At 68.6% G+C, this 17,742-nt stretch carries 15 protein-coding genes; 11 read left to right on the forward strand and 4 right to left on the reverse strand.

Going from position 1 to position 17,742, the window contains the following annotated elements:
• Window positions 1–13 precede the first annotated feature (13 nt).
• The 3 genes from KUG43_RS13610 to KUG43_RS13620 all read left to right on the forward strand — a co-directional run bounded on the left by KUG43_RS13610 (window position 14) and on the right by KUG43_RS13620 (window position 1,398).
• Entirely contained in the window at window positions 14–442 is a 429-nt protein-coding gene (locus KUG43_RS13610; RefSeq protein WP_216909896.1) for a Rid family detoxifying hydrolase, read from the forward strand.
• 68 nt (window positions 443–510) lie between these two features.
• A complete protein-coding gene (locus tag KUG43_RS13615; protein ID WP_216909897.1) occupies window positions 511–786 on the forward strand; it encodes a cell division protein SepF in 276 nt (91 codons plus the stop codon).
• Between the two features lie 78 nt (window positions 787–864).
• Window positions 865–1,398, forward strand: a complete 534-nt coding sequence (locus KUG43_RS13620) for a L,D-transpeptidase (RefSeq protein ID WP_286194791.1) — start codon at window positions 865–867, stop codon at window positions 1,396–1,398.
• A 24-nt stretch (window positions 1,399–1,422) separates the two neighbouring features.
• On the opposite strand, the gene KUG43_RS13625 is transcribed toward KUG43_RS13620, so the two are convergent.
• On the reverse strand, window positions 1,423–1,653 hold the full coding sequence (locus KUG43_RS13625) for a hypothetical protein (protein WP_216909898.1): 231 nt from the start codon (window positions 1,651–1,653) through the stop codon (window positions 1,423–1,425).
• Between the two features lie 119 nt (window positions 1,654–1,772).
• On the opposite strand from KUG43_RS13625, the gene KUG43_RS13630 reads away from it, so the two are divergent.
• Window positions 1,773–2,408: an NAD(P)H-dependent oxidoreductase gene (locus tag KUG43_RS13630; protein WP_216909900.1), complete on the forward strand. Its 636-nt coding sequence runs from the start codon at window positions 1,773–1,775 to the stop codon at window positions 2,406–2,408.
• Window positions 2,401–4,257: a glutathione-regulated potassium-efflux system protein KefC gene (gene kefC, locus KUG43_RS13635; RefSeq protein WP_216909902.1), complete on the forward strand. Its 1,857-nt coding sequence runs from the start codon at window positions 2,401–2,403 to the stop codon at window positions 4,255–4,257. Before KUG43_RS13630 ends, kefC begins: the two co-directional genes overlap by 8 nt.
• Before the next feature lie 15 nt (window positions 4,258–4,272).
• Here kefC and KUG43_RS13640 read toward each other — a convergent pair whose 3' ends face one another.
• Complete coding sequence (locus KUG43_RS13640; protein WP_353618043.1) at window positions 4,273–4,533, reverse strand: TIGR02450 family Trp-rich protein; 261 nt, start codon at window positions 4,531–4,533, stop codon at window positions 4,273–4,275.
• Between the two features lie 18 nt (window positions 4,534–4,551).
• Entirely contained in the window at window positions 4,552–5,379 is an 828-nt protein-coding gene (locus KUG43_RS13645) for a fumarylacetoacetate hydrolase family protein (protein WP_216909904.1), read from the reverse strand.
• A 119-nt stretch (window positions 5,380–5,498) separates the two neighbouring features.
• Between KUG43_RS13645 and KUG43_RS13650 the strand changes: the two genes are divergently transcribed.
• From KUG43_RS13650 to KUG43_RS13670, 5 genes are all read left to right on the forward strand, one after another.
• Complete coding sequence (locus KUG43_RS13650) at window positions 5,499–7,244, forward strand: NAD-dependent malic enzyme (protein ID WP_216909906.1); 1,746 nt, start codon at window positions 5,499–5,501, stop codon at window positions 7,242–7,244.
• A 68-nt stretch (window positions 7,245–7,312) separates the two neighbouring features.
• On the forward strand, window positions 7,313–8,632 hold the full coding sequence (locus KUG43_RS13655) for a hypothetical protein (RefSeq protein ID WP_216909907.1): 1,320 nt from the start codon (window positions 7,313–7,315) through the stop codon (window positions 8,630–8,632).
• Window positions 8,633–8,718: 86 nt separating this feature from the next.
• Complete coding sequence (locus tag KUG43_RS13660) at window positions 8,719–10,290, forward strand: bifunctional orotidine-5'-phosphate decarboxylase/orotate phosphoribosyltransferase (RefSeq protein ID WP_216909909.1); 1,572 nt, start codon at window positions 8,719–8,721, stop codon at window positions 10,288–10,290.
• A 43-nt stretch (window positions 10,291–10,333) separates the two neighbouring features.
• Window positions 10,334–10,555, forward strand: a complete 222-nt coding sequence (locus KUG43_RS13665) for a DUF3136 domain-containing protein (protein ID WP_094584893.1) — start codon at window positions 10,334–10,336, stop codon at window positions 10,553–10,555.
• Window positions 10,556–10,621: 66 nt separating this feature from the next.
• The gene (locus KUG43_RS13670; protein WP_216909911.1) at window positions 10,622–13,759 is read left to right on the forward strand and encodes an efflux RND transporter permease subunit; all 3,138 of its coding nucleotides are present in this window, start codon (window positions 10,622–10,624) and stop codon (window positions 13,757–13,759) included.
• Here KUG43_RS13670 and KUG43_RS13675 read toward each other — a convergent pair.
• Window positions 13,756–14,661 (reverse strand): TraB/GumN family protein, encoded by a 906-nt coding sequence (locus tag KUG43_RS13675; protein WP_216909913.1) that lies wholly within the window; start codon window positions 14,659–14,661, stop codon window positions 13,756–13,758. The two genes, KUG43_RS13670 and KUG43_RS13675, sit on opposite strands and share 4 nt — an antisense overlap.
• Before the next feature lie 95 nt (window positions 14,662–14,756).
• Here KUG43_RS13675 and KUG43_RS13680 point away from each other — a divergent pair, with 95 nt between their 5' ends.
• Entirely contained in the window at window positions 14,757–17,567 is a 2,811-nt protein-coding gene (locus tag KUG43_RS13680; RefSeq protein WP_216909915.1) for a cation-translocating P-type ATPase, read from the forward strand.
• Window positions 17,568–17,742: the final 175 nt, after the last annotated feature.

Here is a 17,742-nt window from a genome sequence, read left to right on the forward strand (position 1 = left end):
ATTGTCACCCGTCATGAGTTCCAGCGCTGGCGGGAGTGACGAAAGGCACAGGCCCTTGTCTCATCCGGTCCAAACCGCGGCCGCCCCCGCCCCGGTGGGCCCCTACAACCAGGCTGTGGTCGCCGGTGGCGTCCTGTACTGCTCCGGCCAGATCGCCCTGGATCCGGTGGGCGGGACGCTGGTGGGGGACGGCGACGTCGAGGCCGAAACCGTCCAGGTGCTGAGCAACCTGCAGGCGGTGCTGGCCGCCGCCGGCTGCGGCCCTGAGCAGGTGGTCCGCACCACGGTGTACCTGGTGGATCTGAACGACTTCGCCCGGGTCAACGCCTTGTACGCCGAGGTGTTCGGCGCGGGGGTGGCCCCAGCGCGGGCCTGCGTGCAGGTGGCGGCCCTGCCGAAGGGCGCGCGGGTGGAGATCGACGCCATCGCCGTGCTCGCCTGAGGCGGTTCCCAGCGAAGCCGCATGGCCATCGGCTAGCTGGGGGGGCCGGACTGCGGCAACCTGGGTCCATGGAAACCCCCTTCGGCACCTGGTTTCACGAGGTGGTGGTGATGACACCGGGCCGCTTCGAGGAGGCCGTCGAGGCGGTGCTGGCGGTGCAGCAGTTCAAGACGGTGGTGCTCCACCTCAGCGCGATGGCGCCGGAGGAGGCCCAGCGCACGATTGATTTCGTCTCGGGCGGCGTCTTCGCCCTGGACGGCCAGTCGGAACGCCTGGGGGACACCGTGTTCCTGTTCGCGCCGGCCCTGGTGACGATCAGCCGGGACGGCGATGAGCAGGACTGAGCCTTCCCGGACTGGCTGCATCGCCCTTGTGGCACCCTCGCCGGGGCAGTAACACGGGCACCGGACCTTGTCCTGCCCATGAAGCGATCCACTGGCCTGGCCCTGCTGGCCCTTGTCTGGGGCCTTATGGCGCCCCCGGGTGACCCCGGCCCCAGGGCCCTTGCCGTTGCAAGCAGCGGTCAGATGGTGCTGGTGCGCACCGAGCGGCAGCTGCCCGTCACCGGCGATCCGATCTGGGAGCTTCAGCTCCATCTCCCCGGCCAGCCGCCACGGGCCTACGAAGCCCTGGTGGGCCGGGTGCGGCGCCAGGACGGCGACCGGGGCCGGCTGGGCAGCAAGGCGCCGTTGCCGCGGGGCCGCTACGCCGTGACCGAGATCACCCCCGTGGCCCCGACGGATGATGTGGAACTCGGCCGCTTTCTCTGGATCGGCCTGGAGCCGAGCTTCGCCACCGCCCGCCGGGGCCTTGGCATTCACCACGATCCCAGCGCCGGCCGGGGGCGCCGCAGCGGCACCGATGGCTGCATCGGCCTGATCCACGGCAACGACCTGCTGGTGCTGGGCGATCTGCTGCGCCGCAGCGGCACCACCGAACTGGTGGTGCGGGACTAAGCAATGTTCGAGCGTGGCCGGTGTTCAGGCGCCGCCAGCCAGGGCCTCCTTCAGGCGCGGCTCCAGTTCCCTGCGCTGGGCCGGATCTCCCACCAGCATCAGGGTCCCGGTGCCGGGCCACCAGTTGAGGCGCAGGTTCGATTCGCCGTCCTCGATCACCAGCATCTCGAAGGCCCCCTCATGCACCCAGTGGCCCTGGCAGCCGAGGCCCTCGACCAGTGCCTGGAGCTCCGCCAGGGATCCGTTGAAGGTCACAGGGCCGTTTTCAGGTGGGGCAATTTTAGGGACACTGGCGGAATCCGGACCCGGGACGAACCGATGCGACTGTCCGTGCCGGGAAACCCGATTACCGTCCCCACACGCAGGGACGGCCCATGGACACAGCCAACCGCATTCTCGTGCTGTTCGCCCATCCGGCCCTGCACAAATCCTGGGTGAACCGACGCCTGATCCGGGCCATCGACGACCTCGAAGACGTCACTCTGCACGACCTTTACGAGGCCTATCCCGGCTTCCACATCGACGTCAAACGGGAGCAGGACCTGCTGCTTGCCCACGACGTGATCGTGTTCCAGCACCCGTTTTACTGGTACAGCAGTCCGGCGATTCTCAAGGAGTGGCAGGACCTGGTACTCGAGCACGGCTTCGCCTACGGCTCCGGCGGCACGGCCCTGGGGGGCAAGAAGTTTCTCTCGGCCATCACCACCGGCGGCCAGCACGGGGCCTACGGCCGCTCCGGCGCCAACCGCTTCACGATCCGGGAACTGCTGACGCCTTTTGAGCAGACCGCACACCTTTGCGGCATGGACTACCTGCCCCCCTTTGTGATCCACGGCACCCATCTCCTCCGGGAGGCCGGCCAGATTGCCCCCTACGCCCGCGCTTACCGGCACCTGCTCATGGGGCTGCGGGATGACACGCTCCGCTGGGATGCTCTCGCAGAAGGGGAGTATCTGCATCAGAACTTCGAACGGGTGCTCAGCCCCTCCCCGGTGACCGACCATGCATGACGAAAGCCTGTTCCTGCAGGCCTTCATCTATCTCGCTGCGGCTGTGGTGGCGGTGCCGATCTCCAACCGGATGGGGCTCGGTTCGGTACTCGGCTACCTCATCGCCGGGGTGGTCATCGGCCCCTTCGGCCTGCGTCTGGTCGGGCAGGAGGGGGAGGACGTGATGCACTTCGCCGAGTTCGGCGTGGTGATGCTGCTGTTCCTGGTGGGGCTGGAACTGCAGCCCTCCAGGCTGTGGCGACTGCGACTGCCGATCCTCGGCATGGGGGGTCTTCAGGTGCTGGCCACCGCCCTGTTGATCGCGGCCCTGGCCATGGTGCTCGGGCTGACCTGGCCAATGGCCCTGGCGGTGGGCCTGATCCTGTCGATGTCATCGACGGCCATCGGCCTGCAAAGCCTCGACGAGAAGGGCCTGGCGAAAACCGACGCGGGCCAGTCGGCCTTCTCGGTGCTGCTCTTCCAGGACATCGCAGTGATCCCGATCCTGGCGTTGCTGCCGCTGCTGGCCTACGAGAAGGTCGATCTGGGCGGCCACGGGCCAGCACTCAATCCCTGGCTGCAGGCCGTGATGGTGCTTGGGATCGTGGCCGGGATCATCGTCGGCGGCCGATACCTGATGCGGCCCGTGTTTCGCATCGTGGCCGCCACCCGGCTGCGGGAGGTGTTCACGGCCATGGCCCTGCTGCTGGTGATCGGCATCGCGCTGGCCATGCAGACCGTGGGCCTCTCGCCTGCCCTGGGCACCTTCGTCGCCGGCGTGGTGCTGGCCGACAACGAATACCGCCATGAGCTGGAGGGCGACATCGCTCCGTTCAAGGGCCTGCTGCTGGGGCTGTTCTTTCTCACCGTTGGCGCCAGCATCGATTTCCGGCTGCTGATCGAGCGGCCCTGGCTGATCCTTGGCCTGGTGCTGGCCCTGGTGGTCGCCAAACTGGGCGTGCTGGTGGCTCTGGGACGGGGTTTCCGCCTGGCGTGGAGCCAGACCCTCCTGTTCGGCTTCGCCCTCGCCCAGGGGGGGGAGTTCGCCTTCGTCCTGTTCTCCTTCGCCACCAAGGCGAGGGTGCTGCCTGAAAGCCTCACGGCCGTGCTCGTGGCGGTGGTGGCGTTCTCCATGCTGCTCACCCCCCTGCTGCTGATCGCCAACGAACGCTGGCTCCAGCCCCGTTTCGCCAGCCCGGCTAAAGAACGGGAGCCCGACGGCATCGATGAGAGCGAAAACCCGGTGATCATTGCCGGCTTCGGCCGTTTCGGCCAGGTGGTGGGGCGGCTGCTGCTGGCCCACCGCTGTCGCATCACCGTGCTTGATCACAGCCCCGCCCAGATCGATCTGCTGCGTCGCTTCGGGTGGAAAGTGTTCTACGGCGATGCCGGTCGGCTCGATCTGCTGCAGGCGGCTGGCGCCGCCCAGGCCCGGCTGCTGGTGGTGGCGATTGACGATCCCGACAAGGCGCTGGAGATCGTGGCCCTGGCCCAGAAGCATTTCCCCCACCTGGCGATCCTGGCCAGGGCCCAGGATCGCCGCCATGCCTACGCCTTGATCCGCCAGGGGGTGAGCCTGATCCGGCGGGAAACCTTCGGCTCTGCCCTGGAGACGGGCATCGATGCCCTCAAACTGCTGGGCGTGCGGGCCCACCGGGCCCATCGAATCGCCCAGACCTTCCGTCAGCACGATGAGGCCGCGCTGCAGGAAATGGCGAGGATCGAAGGCGACGATGCACAGGTGATCGCCCGTTCGCGTCAGCTGACCCATGACCTGGAGCAGTTGCTTCAGGCCGACGGGGACAGCATCGGCGCTGACAATGACCAGGCCTGGGACGTGGTCGCCCGTCGGGGACTGTCGCAGGTTTGAGCCCGGCCGCGTCCCTCAAAGGGCCGTCGCCTCCGATGGTCCCTCCAAGGGCCCCTGTTCCTGCGGCAGCTGCTGCCAGCCCGGTTGCCAGGCGTCGCGATCGCGCAGTTCACCCAGGGGAACCAGCAGCCGGTAGCCGGGATCCAGCACCGCCTGCAGCTCTAGGGTCCGCCCCCGGCCGTGGCCCCGCTGGCCCAGGGCGGCGAAATGGCGGTAGCCGCTACTGCGCTCGGCCTGGGCGGGCTGGGCGGTCCAGGCGGTGGGGAGCTTGATCACGCGGTGTTCCGGGGCCGTTCAGGGGGTCTGGGTGGGGATGGGTTCGTCGATCACCGGGTTGCGCAATACGCCGATACCTTCGATCTCCACTTCGACCGTATCGCCGCTGCGCAGCCAGCGGGGTGGATCGGCCGCCATGCCCACGCCACTGGGGGTGCCGGTGAGGATCACGGTGCCGGCCAGCAGAGTGGTGCTGGCGCTGAGGAATTCGATGATCGCCGCCACTGGAAAGATCATGTCGGCGGTGCTGGCCGCCTGCACCGTTTCACCGTTGAGACGGGTCTGCAGGCTGAGGGCCTGGGGATCGGGGATCGCGGCGGCACGCACCAGACAGGGGCCCAGGGGCGCGAAGCTGTCGAAGCTCTTGCCGCGGCACCACTGACCGCCACCGAGGCGTTGCTGCTTCTGCCAGTCGCGGGCGCTGACATCGTTGGCGCAGGTGTAGCCCAGCACCACGTCCAGGGCCTCGGAACGCGACACATTGCGGCAGGTGCGGCCGATCACCACCGCCAGTTCCCCCTCGTAATCCACCTGGTGGCTGGCCGCGGTGGTGGGCAAAGTGATCGGCGCCTCCGGGTGCTGCACCGCCCCCGGCGATTTCATGAACAGCACCGGATGGGTGGGGATCGCCGCGCCGGTTTCGGCGGCATGGCGGCGGTAATTGAGGCCGATGCAGAGGATGGCCCGGGGCTCCAGGGGGGCCAGAATCCGCTCCACCGCGGCCGGCTCGCCCGTGGGCACCAGTTCGCCGAACAGGTCGCCCGCCAGGAGCTCCAGGCGCCCGTCGGGATCCAGACGGGCGTGGTGGATGCCGCCTGCCGACTCCCGGTAGCGCACGATCTTCATGGGGGGTGCACGCAGAAGCTGCCGGGGGGCTGCCGAGGAGGGTGCCGGAGGCCCGGAGGAAACACTCTCGCCCAGCAGCCCATGGATGATGGGGGCGCCAGCGGACCGAGGAGCACGCCGTGGTCGCCGAAACACGTCGCCAGCGGAGCACGCTCCTCCGCGGCGCCGAGCTGCTGAATGACCCCTTGCTCAACAAGGGCACCGCCTTCAGCCGGGCGGAGCGCCAGGCCCTGGGCCTGGAGTCCCTGCTGCCCTGGCAGGTGGAGAGCATCGAGACCCAGGTGGAGCGCTGCCGGCTGGCCTTCGGCGCCATGGGCAGCGACCTGGAGCGATACGCCTACCTCCAGACCCTGAGGGAGCGGAACGTCACCCTCTTTCACCGCTTCCTCGCCGACCACATCGAGCTGGCGATGCCGATCGTCTACACCCCCACGGTGGGGCAGGCGATCCAGCACTTCAGCCACACCTACCGCAGCCCCAGCCAGGGGATCTACCTGGCGGCACCGCAGCAGCAGCGGCTCGAGGAGCTGCTGGCCCAGGCCTGCGGCGACCGCTCCCCGGACCTGCTCCTGGTCACCGACGCCCAGGGGATCCTCGGCATCGGCGACCAGGGGGTGGGGGGCATCCAGATCTGCCAGGGGAAGCTGGCCGTCTACACCCTCTGTGCCGGGCTGGATCCGGCCCGCGGGCTGCCTGTGATGCTCGATGTGGGCACCGACCGGCCCGAACTGCTCGCCGACCCCTGCTACCCCGGCCTGCGCCAGCCTCGGCTGCAGGGGGAGGCCTACACCGCGTTCCTCGACTGCTTCATCACGGCGGTGCAGCGGGTGTGCCCAGGCGCCCTGGTGCACTGGGAGGACTTCGGCGCCGACCATGCGCGCCCCGTGCTGGAAGCCTACCGGCACCGGGTGCCGAGCTTCAACGACGACATCCAGGGCACCAGCAGCGTGGCCGCCGCGGCGATCCTGGCCGGCCTGCGGGGCCTCGGCAAGCCGCTGGCCGACCAGCAGATCGTCATCTTCGGGGCGGGCAGTGCCGGTTGCGGCATTGCCGAGCGGCTGTGGCGCCTGCTGCAGCGGGCGGGACTCAGCGCCGCCGCGGCCGCCGATCGTCTCTGGCTGATCGACCGCGCTGGGCTGATCCACTCCGCCACCCTGGGCCTGGCAGACGGCGCCCGGCCGTTTGCCAAATCGCAGCAGCAACTGGCTGAACGGTTCGGGGCGGAGGCCGGCGAGAGCACCCAAGGGCCGGGCCTGCTGTCGGTGGTCGAAGCGGTGCGGCCGGGGGTGCTGATCGGCACTTCCACCGCCGCCGGGGCCTTCGACCAGGCGGTGGTGGAGGCGCTTTGCTGCGGCGGCGAACGGCCGATCGTTCTGCCCCTCTCCAATCCCACCCACCTGGCGGAGATCACCCCGGAGAACCTGCTGCGCTGGAGCCAGGGCCGGGCCCTGGTGGCCACCGGCAGCCCCTTCGCGCCTGTGGCCTGCACCGGCAGCACCGGCCAGCCGATCGAACGGGTGATCGGTCAATGCAACAACTGCTTCGTGTTCCCCGGCCTGGGCTATGGGGCCGTGGCGGTGGGCGCCACGGAGGTGAGCGACACCATGATCGACGCCAGCATTGAAGCCCTGGCCCGGGTGATTCCGGCCGCCAGCGATCCTGAGGCGCCACTGATGCCGCCCCTTTCGGCCGTGCAGGCGGTGTCCCGGGCCGTGGCCGAAGCGGTGGCGCTCGCGGCGGTGCAGGAAGGACTGGCGCGTCTCGCCACCACCCCTGAAGCCGCCATCGCCAGATTGGAGAGGTCTCGCTGGAGCCCTGTTTATGCCGAGTTGACGATCACCGAAGAACCGAAAACGGTCGATTAGGGTCCATTCGTGTTACTGTAACAACAGCATTACTGACGGAATCAATGCAGAGCAGGAAGCGCAAAACGATGCTTTTCTCTGCCATCGGCAACCGGCTCGGCTATCTGCTGGCAGGGACAAGTTTCCTCTACATTTTATTCTCCCTGATTGTTTATGCCATTCCTTCCCTTCAGGACTGGCAACCCCTGGCCTTTGTACCCATCCGGCTGTTCTCCAAGGTCACTCCACCCTTCGCGGACCTGGCCATGCTCACCCACAGCGCCCGCTGTGACGGCAGCCTGAGCGATCTCTTCGACGGCAGGGTGAACTGCGATCCCTATGGACGCCTGTTCACCTATCCACCGATGGCCCTGTGGATGTTCAGTGCCCTTGGCCTGTCGAGCGCCAGCCTGGGGTGGTTGGGAGTGGCCATGGGAGCAAGCGTGGCCCTGCTCACCGGCGTCTTTTTCTTCGCCTTGATCCCCTCGGCCGCCGTGGCAGGGTTTCTGCTGGCCCTGGCCTATTTGTCGCTGCCATTCCAACTGACCCTGGAGCGTGCCAACAACGATCAGATCGTCTATCTGCTGCTTTGCCTGCTCGCCCTGGCGATGGCGCGTGGGACGGGGCGTTCGGCCGCCGCCGGGGCTGCCCTGGCCTTTGTGGCCGTGGCCACCAAGCTCCTCCCCATCTTCGGGATCTTCGCCACTCAGCTGCTGCCTCCAGGGTGGGAATCACGGGGGAGGCTCCAGCTGCGGCACCTCCGCTGGGCCCTGGTGGGAGGGGTGGCCGGCCTGTCCCTGGTCGTGCCCTGGCTCGGCCCGATTCTGCGGAACTCTCCAGTTGCCACGGGGGGGATCCTCAGCCATGGACTGATGGCCCATCAGATCTGTTACGACTGGATGGCCGACTTTCATCTGTCGAAGAGCCTGTCCAGGCTCCTGGCCTTCAGTTGCCTGGGGATCAAGCTGATGTTCCTTCTGCTGGGGTTCGTTGGCGTCTGGCGGCAGGCGGTTCACCACAGCCTGCGCTCCTTGCTGTTCTCGCCAGCCAACCGGCTCCATCCTCAGCTGATCGCCGTGACCATCAGCCTGTTCACGGGCACCTGGGTGGGGACTTACCTGTTCACCAAGTCCTACGACTACAAATTCATCTTCCTGTTGCCCGTCCTTGCGTTCACCGGAGCCCTCCTTTGCCGAGGTGCCACCGGCAAGGGTCATCGCTTCTGGATCACCCTGATTCTGGTGCCGATGCTGCTCGCATGGTTCACCCCATACCTAACGATCAGCTTCAGCCAGCCCATGGGACTTTCGTTGGAGCTCGTCAATGACTTCGTACTGATTCCAGTTCTGGCGGGCGCCCTCCTCGCCACCATCATCAGTTTCCGATCCGCCCTGCGGGCGATCCCCTGAGACCGAAGGATCAATAAGAGCTGTGTCACCCACTCGCGCAGGCGACGTCGCTCGCCTTAGCACCTTGGGCAATCACCCCCCGCGCGATGGGCTTTTTCGTCCGGCTCACCGACGCCATCGCCGCCCGTCAGTCGCTTCTGGTCACCGGCCTCGATCCCAACCCGGAGATGCTGCAGGCCTGGGCCCACCGCCGGGGCATGGGGGGTCGCTCGTTTCTTTCCCAGGCGCGTTACTGGATCAAGGCGGTGGTGGAGGCCACCGCCGACCACGTCTGCGCCTACAAACCCAGCCTCGGCTTCTACCAGGCCCTCGGCCCCGTCGGACTGGAGCTGCTGCGAGAGGTGCGGGAACTGGTGCCCCTCGACATCCCCCTGATCATCGATGCCAAGCACGGGGACCTGAACAGTTCCTCGGCCCTGGCCCATTACCTGTTCCGCGAGCTCGGTGCCGACGGCGTCACCCTGTCGCCCCTGGCTGGCCAGGACATCGCCGCCCCCTTCCTGCTCTATCCGGAAAAGGCGGTGGTGATCACCTGCCACAGCTCCAATGCCGCCGCCAGGGTGCTGCAGCACCACCCCAATGAGGACGACCCCCTCTACCTGCGCATCGTGCGGGAGTGCCAGCTCTGGGCCACCCCCGACCAGCTGCTGCTGGAGGTGGGCACCAGTGACCCCGCCATCCTGGCTCGCGTGCGCCAGGAGGCGCCCGAGCGCTTCCTGATCCTGCGCAGCCTCTGGGGCGAGGAGGACCGGCTGGATGCCCTGCTGGAGGCCGGACTGAGCCCATCGGCCGACGGCCTGTTGATGCCCCTGCCCCAGAACCTGCTGGTGGAGGACGACATCGCCGAGCGATCGGCCGCCCTCAAGCAGCGCATCAGCCAGCGGCGCGACCGCTGGCTGGAGAAGCGGGTTCGGGACCAGAGCGATGTCTGCAGCCTGTGGCTGCCGGGGCGACAGCCGGAGGGCGGGGCTGGGCTCGCTGCGACCACGCATGGTGATGGCGACAGCGGTGGGGCCGGGGATCCCCTGGCCAGCCTGATCGTCGACCTGTTCGATATCGGCTGCCTGCTGTTCGGCGACTACGTGCAGGCCTCCGGGGCCGTCTTCAACTATTACGTGGATCTGCGCCAGATCATCTCCGATCCCAACCTCTTCCACCGGGTGTTGCATGCCTACGCCGGCCAGCTCGGGGAGCTGGTCTTCGACCGCATCGCCGGCATTCCCTACGGCTCCCTGCCCACCGCCACCGGGCTGTCGTTGCAGCTTCACAAGCCCCTGCTCTACCCCCGCAAGGAGGTGAAGGCCCACGGGGCCCGCCGCCTGATCGAAGGGGACTTCGAGGAGGGCGACCGGGTGGTGGTGGTGGACGACATCCTGATCACCGGAACCAGCGTCCTTGAGGGCATTGCCAAGCTGGAAAGTTCCGGCCTGGAGGTGGAGGACGTGGTGGTGTTCATCGACCACGGCGGCCAGGCGGACACCAGCGCCCGCCAGCGGCTCGCCAAGGGGGGCTATCGCTGCCATGCCGTTCTCGACATTCCGCGCATCACGGGGGTGCTGCATGCGGCCGGACGCCTCAGCGACGAGCAGGCCGCGACCCTCGGTTACGCGCCGCCGGCGCGGGCCCTGGGCGTCGAGGGGATGCTGGCCAGCTCGTAGAGTGGACTGGCGCCCCTGAAAAACCCGGGTGCCCCCTTCCGCCATGCCCCAGGTCCAGGGTCAGCCCCCCACGATCGGCGAGCTTGAGGCGAAATATTCCCTTTACTGCAAGGCGATGCGGCTGCTGCTCAAGGAGGGCCGCACCATGGAAGCCATTCAGAAGACAGTCTGCTGGAGCCGGCTGGAGCAGCTCCACATCTGCCTCCCCAGCCGCTACAAGTCCCCCGACTACCTCTACGCCGTGCTCAAACGCGACCTGCGCTGATCACAGGTCGCCTGATTCGCCTGCCAGGATTATCGGGCGCAAAGGGTCGGTGCCCGCCACGATTCTGTGAAGTCGATCTCCGATCCGTTCCTGCGTCGGCCCGTGCTGACGCTGGTGCTTAGCCTTCTGGTGGTTCTCGCGGGCCTGATCAGCCTGCCGGGGCTGAAGGTGGAGAACCTTCCCCCGATCGCGCCTGGGCGGGTTTCGGTGAGCGCCAGCTACCCCGGCGCCAGCCCCGAGGTGGTGGAGCAAGGGGTCACCACCCTGCTCGAGAAGCAGTTCAACGGCCTGGAACGGCTGGATTCGATCCGCTCCACCAGTTCGGCCAACGGCAGCAGCATCTCCCTCGGTTTTGAAGGGGGCAACCCCGAGATCAACCAGATCAACACCCAGAACGAGGCGGCGGTGGTGAGCCGCCAGCTTCCTGCCCAGGTCGCCCGCTTCGGCGTCCAGGTGCGGCGCACCTCCGACGACCTGCTGATGGTGCTGAGCTTCAGCGCCAGCCGCGACCGCTACGACGCCACCTTCCTGAGCGGCTGGGTGGATCAGGTGGTCCGCGACCGGCTGCAACGGGTTCCCGGTGTAGGGGAGGTGCGGCTGTTCGGTGGCAGTTCACTGGCCTTCCGGCTGTGGCTGGATCCGCTGCGCCTGGAGGAACGCGATCTGACCATCAGTGAGGTGCGGGACGCCCTCGAGGAGCAGAACGTGCTGGCCGCCCTCGGCCAGGCCGGCGTCGCCCCCTCCCCCGACGACCAACTGGTCACCCTGCCCCTGCGCATGGAGGGTCGCCTGCGCACCGCCCAGGAGTTCGAGAGCCTGGTGGTCGACCGCAGCGCCAACGGTGGGGTCACCCTGCTGAAGGATGTGGGCCGGGTGAGCCTGGGCAGCGAGAACTACGAATCGATCGCCACCGACCTCAACGGCAAGAGCGCCGTGGCGGTGGGGATCTTCCAGCGGGACGGCAGCAACGCCCTGGAGGTGAACCAGGGGGTGAACGAGGCCCTCGCGGAACTGGGCTCCAGCTTTCCCCCCGGGGTGGATCTGCAGGTGATCGTCGACGAAGCGGCCTCGATCCGCACCAGCATCGACCGCACCACGGCGAGCCTGCGGGAGGCCGTGCTGCTGGTGTTTCTGGTGCTGTTGCTGGGGCTGGGCAACAGTCGTCTGGCCCTGATCAGCGCCTCGGCGGTGCCCGTGGCTCTGATCGGATCCCTGGTTGTGCTGCGCTTCAGCGGCGACTCGATCAACACCCTCACCCTGTTCGGCATGGTGCTGGCCAGCGGCCTGGTGGTGGACGACGCGATCGTGGTCAGCGAGGACATCGGCCGACGCCTGGAGAATGGCCGCCCACCGCTGGAGGCTGCCCGCGAAGCGATGGCCGAGCTGGGAGGGGCGGTGATCGCCACCTCCCTGGTGCTGATCGTGGTGTTCCTGCCGGTGCTCACCCTGCAGGGCAGCCTGGGGCGCCTCTATGCCCCGATCGCCCTGACGATCGGCGGCACCATCGTGTTCTCCACCTTCAACGCCCTCACCTTCACCCCGGTGGCCGCCAGCCGGCTGCTCCATGCCGAGCGCCGGGAGCCGGGCTGGCTGCTGCGCTGGATCGACCCCACGCGGCGGGCCCTGGAGCGGCTGGAAGGCCCCTACGACCGGCTGCTGACCCGTGTGCTCCGCTGGCGGCGACGGGTGGTGGCTGGCCTGCTGCTGGGTCTGCTGCTCACGGGGTTGGCGCTGCAGCAACGGCCGACGGCCTTCATTCCCCAGGAGGACAGCGGCCAGCTGAGGGGGGTGGTGCTGCTTCAGGACGGCATCGCCCTGCCCCGCACCCAGGCGGTGATGGAGCAGGTGCGCGCGGTGGTGGCCGAGGAACCCCTGATGCGGTTCGCCAACTTCTACGCCGGGCGTTCCTTCGGTGACAGCTCCCCCAACAAGGGGATCTTCTTCCTGCGGCTGCGGCCGATCGAGGAACGGGTCGGCGCCGACCAGAGTGCGGCCGCCGTGGCCGAACGGCTCAACAAACGCCTGCGCCAGACGATCACCGACGCCACGGTGATCGTCAGCGAATCCCCCACAGTGCGTGGCTTCAGCAGTGAGAGCGGGCTGGAGTTCGACCTGCTCGACACCAGTGGTGGCCGCCTGAGCCTGGGGGAGTTCCAGCAGGAGACAGAGGCCTTCATCGCGGCGGCCCGGGACACCGGCGCCTTTGAGCAGGTGGGCACCCGCTTCAGTGCCGACGCCCCCCTGCTGCGCCTGATTCCCGACCGGCTGCGCATGGCCTCGCTCCAGGTGGACCTCGATGAGCTGGTCAGCGTGCTCGGAGCCAGCTTCGGCAGCGAGTACGTCAACGACAGCTTCGAAGGGGACCAGGTGCGCAAGGTGATCCTCCAGCTGGACGGCGAAGCCCGGCGGGACGCCGATGACGTGCTGGCCCTGCAGGTGCGCAACCGGGATGGCCAACTGATCCCTGTGGCCCAGATCGTGCGGGTGGAGACGGGCACCGGCCCCACGACGATCAACCACACCCGGCTGGTGCGCTCGATCAGCATCCGGGCCGAACCCGCCCAGGGGGTCAGCAGCGGCCAGGCCATCACCCTGCTGGAGCAGCTGCAGCGGGACAGGGCCAGCACCGCCACCGACCTGGAGTGGGCGGGCCTGGCCCGGGAGGAGGCCAGGGCCGGTGGCGGCAATCTGCAGGTCTTCGCCCTGGCGGTGCTGGTGATGTTCCTGGTGCTGGCCGGTCTCTACGAGAACTTCGCCGATCCCCTCATCATCCTGGCGACGGTGCCGATGGGGGTGCTCGGCGGGGTGCTGGGTCTGGCGCTGCGGGGCCTGCCCCTGGATGTGTACGGCCAGATGGGCCTGCTTGTGCTGGTGAGCCTGGCGGCGAAGAACGCGATCCTGATCGTCGAATTCGCCAACCAACGTCTGGCCGAGGGGATGCCCCTCGACGAGGCCGTCCACGGCGCCGCCGTCGCCCGCCTGCGGCCGATCCTGCTCACCGCCTTTTCCTCCCTGGCCGGCTTCCTCCCCCTGCTGTTCGCCACCGGTGCCGGGGCCGCCAGCCGCACCAGCATCGGCACGGTGGTGTTCTTCGGCCTCCTGGTGGCCACGGGGCTGACCCTTTTCCTGGTGCCCACCCTCTACCGGATCGTGAAGGGATGGGAGCTCAGCCTGGGAGCGGGCCGCCGGGGGGAACCGGCCTAGGGATCGGGCCGCCAGGCCCCAGCCACGAACCGCTCAGGCTTCAGCCCCTGCGTCCTGAGCAGGGCGATCAGCCCCTGCTCCCCCAGCAGGTGCATCAGACCCACCACCACCAGCGTGTCGTCGGGGCGTCGCAGCAGCTCCCTTACAGGAGCCACCCAGGCCCGGTTGCGCCTGACCACCAGGCGCTGGTGCAGTTCGGGGCGCTGGCGGTAGTCCCCTAGCAGCAGGGCATCGAGCCCGGCCAGGTCGCCGGCCCGCCAGGCGCCCTCCAGGGCCTCAAGCCTCGGCCCGACGCTGTCCAGTTCCTTCAGGGTGACCTCCAGCAACTGCAGCTGGTCCGCCCGGCTCAGCCCATCGAACAACGCGAGTTGCTGGGCCGGGGTCTCCAGTCCGTCGATGGGCTTGCGGTCGGCGGCAGCCCTGGCCTGGAGCTGGCCCTCGACGCCGCTGTCCGGGGAGTAGCCCCGCTGCAGAAACTCGGTGGAGGCGAGCAGCAGGGCCACGGCCCAGGGCTCGAAGCGATCGATCGCTGCCTCCGGTAACCCCAGGCCCTGCAGCCGCGGCTGCAGGGCCCGCCAGGACGCCGGCGGCAGGCCGTCGCGCAGCGAATGGCCCTGGGAATCCATGGCCCGCCCCAGCAGCTCGCCGGCCAGGTCCGCCGGACTGATGGCGTCCATGTCGAGCTCCATCACCAGCCGCTCCGCCTCCCGGTAGGCCTGGCCATAGGACGGGGGCAGGGTGGCCCGGTCGCGGCGCAGCTGGTGCAGGGAGCCGGCGATGAACACCGTTCCGGCGCCATCGCGCAGCCGCCACAGGGTGCCGACCTCGGCAGCCGCCGCGGGAAGGGCGACCAGCCACAGGGCCAGCACAGCCAGGGAGCGGTGCAGCACCAGCGCTCGCATGGGCTGCAGCATCAACAACGTCCCGCGGACGCTAGCGACAGCGCTTCACGGCTCCGGAAGCTGGTCATGCTGACCGTGGCCCCCGCTGCCGATCCGTGCTTCTCGCCGCATCCCAGCCGATCTGGTCGCTGCCCCTGGAGGAGGTCCATCAGGCCCTGCAGACCTCAGCGCAGGGCCTGAGCAGCGACGAGGCCGACCGACGCCTGGCGCAGTTCGGTCCCAATCGCCTGCCGCCGGCCAAGCGGCGGCCCCTGGCCCTGCGCTTCCTGGACCAGATGGTCCACTTCATGGCCCTGCTGCTGTGGATCGCCGGAGGCCTGGCCTTCGCCGCCGGAACCCCGCAGCTGGGCTGGGCCATCTGGGCGGTGGTGCTGATCAATGGCGTCTTCTCCTTCTGGCAGGAATTCCAGGCCGAGCGCACCCTGGCCGCCCTCACGCGTGCCCTGCCCAGCCAGGTGCAGGTGTGGCGCGACGGGCAGCTGGGCTTTCTGCCGGCGGAGAACCTGGTGGCGGGCGATCGGGTTCGGCTCGAGGAGGGGGCTCGGGTCCCGGCCGACTGTCGGGTGAGCATCGCCCACACGCTCTATCTGGATCTCTCCGTGCTCACCGGCGAGTCCCTGCCGGTGGCGCGCCGGAGTGATGCCCCTGAAGCCAGCCAACGGCAGGCGAAGGTCAGCACCAGTGAGCGGGCCAACCTGGTGATGGCCGGCAGCACGGTGGCCTCAGGACGGGGGGAGGCGTTCGTCTACGCCACGGGCGCTGAGACCGAATTCGGACAGGTGGCGCGGCTGGCGGCCGGCACCAGCCGCGGCACCAGCACCCTCGAGGTGCAGGTCAGCAAAATCGTCCACACGATCTGCACCATCGCCGTGACCATGGGCGTGGTCGCCTTCGGCCTCAGCGTTCTGCTGGTCGGGATGGCCCCGCTGGAGAGCGTGGTGTTCGCCACGGGGATCATCGTGGCCAACGTCCCTGAAGGGCTGCTGCCCACCGTGACCCTCGCCCTGGCCATGGCGGTGCAGCGCATGGCGAGCCGCAAGGCCCTGGTCCGCCGCCTGTCGGCGGTGGAAGCCCTGGGCTCGGTGAGTGTGATCTGCTCCGACAAGACGGGCACGCTCACGGGAAACCGGATGGCGGTGGAGAGCACCTGGCTCCCCATACCCGAAGAGGGGCTGGAGCGGCTGTTGTTGCGCGCCGCCTCCCTGTGCTCCAACGCCCGTCTCGAGGCCGCGGTGGCTGGGGCCGGTGGAGCCACCGAACCGTGGCTGGGGGTGGGGGATCCCACCGAAACGGCGATGCTGGTGGCCGCCGCTGAGGCTGGTCTGGTCCCGGAGGCGTTGCCGGGCCGCCATCCACGGCTTCGGGAAATCCCCTTCGATTCCCTGCGCCGCCGCATGACCGTGCTGGTGGAATGGAGCGACCAGGCCGACGACCTGCCGATTGTCACCGGGGGCTCCCTGCTGATCACAAAGGGGGCTCCCCTGGAGGTGCTGGCGCACTGCACCAGCTGGCTGTCCTCCGGTGGCGACGCGCCCTTGCCGGCCGAACTGCGCCAGCAGGTGGTGGCCGCCAACGATTCGCTGGCCGCCCGAGGCTTCCGCGTCATTGCCGTGGCGCTGCGCCGCGGCGACGACCAGTCGACCACGGCGCCGAGTGATGACCTGGAAGGCGGGCAGATGTTCCTCGGCCTGCTGGGTCTTTACGACCCACCACGGCCGGAGGTGCCCGACGCGATCCGGCAGTGCCGCGAAGCCGGCATCAAGGTGACGATGGTCACCGGCGACTACGGCCTCACGGCCCAGGCGATCGCCCAGCAGATCGGTCTGCTCGACCCGCCCCGAACGTCGGGGCGATCGGCAGCCCATCAGCAGGCCAGCGCCGACCCGGTGCGGGTGATCGAGGGCTCCACCCTGGCCCAGATCAGCGACGTGCAGCTGCGCCAGTTGCTCAAGTACCGCCGCCGGCTGGTGTTCGCCCGCATGGCGCCGGAGCAGAAGCTGCGGCTGGTGCAGGCCTACCGCGCCCTCGGCGAGGTGGTGGCCGTCACCGGCGATGGCGTCAACGATGCGCCGGCCCTGCGCGCCGCCGATGTCGGGCTGGCGATGGGGATCAGCGGCACGGATGTGGCCCGTGAGGCCGCCGACATCGTGCTGCTCGACGACAACTTCGCCACGATCGTGCAGGCCGTCCGTTACGGCCGCTCGGTGGTGACCAACATCGGCCGCTTCATCACCTACGTGCTGGCCTCGAACGTGCCGGAGGTGCTGCCCTTCCTGGCGATGGTGATCGCCGGGATTCCCGCCGCCCTCACGGTGCTGCAGATCCTGGCCGTCGACCTGGGCACCGACCTGCTGCCGGCCCTGGGCCTGGGGGCCGACCCACCCGAGCCGGGGGTGATGCGCCTGCCACCGCGCCCCAAGGGCCTGCCGCTGCTCAACCGGGCCGTGATGATGCGGGCCTATCTGGTGCTGGGGGTGGTGGAGGGCCTGGTGGCCATGGCGGGGTACCTGCTGACCTGGCGTGCCAACGGCGTGGGCTGGAGCCAGCTGCGTGTCCTGGCCCCCCAGCTGCTGCACCACACGGCTGACGCCGGCGTGGTGGCGATCCAGCAACAGGCCACCACCGTCACCTTCTGCCTGATCGTGGCCGGCCAGATGGGCACCCTGCTGGCCTGCCGCAGTGAACGCCGTCCGGCCTGGGCCATGCTCGGCATTCCCAACCAGCTGCTGTGGCTGGGACTGGTCAGCGAGCCGCTGCTGGCCAGTGCCCTGGTGCTGCTGGCTCCGGTGGCCGCCGTGTTCGGGATGGCGCCGTTCCCCATGGCCTGGCTGGGTCCGATGGCCCTGGCGCCAGTGCTGGTGATCCTCGCCGATGCCATCGACAAACGCTGGCGAACGAATCGTTGAGGATGGTGAAGAGATCCAAAGAACAGCTCATTCGATCCAGGCCGAACGGGGAGCTTCAATAAGATTGAATTGAAAGAAGAAGCCTAGGTCTGCCTATCGTCTTTCTCTCCCCATGGTCTCCGTAGGATCACTTCAAAGGCAGTAATCTGCACCATTCTATCCACACCAACCTGTG

This window comes from Synechococcus sp. CCY 0621, assembly GCF_019038465.1.
Taxonomy (GTDB): Bacteria; Cyanobacteriota; Cyanobacteriia; order PCC-6307; family Cyanobiaceae; genus Cyanobium.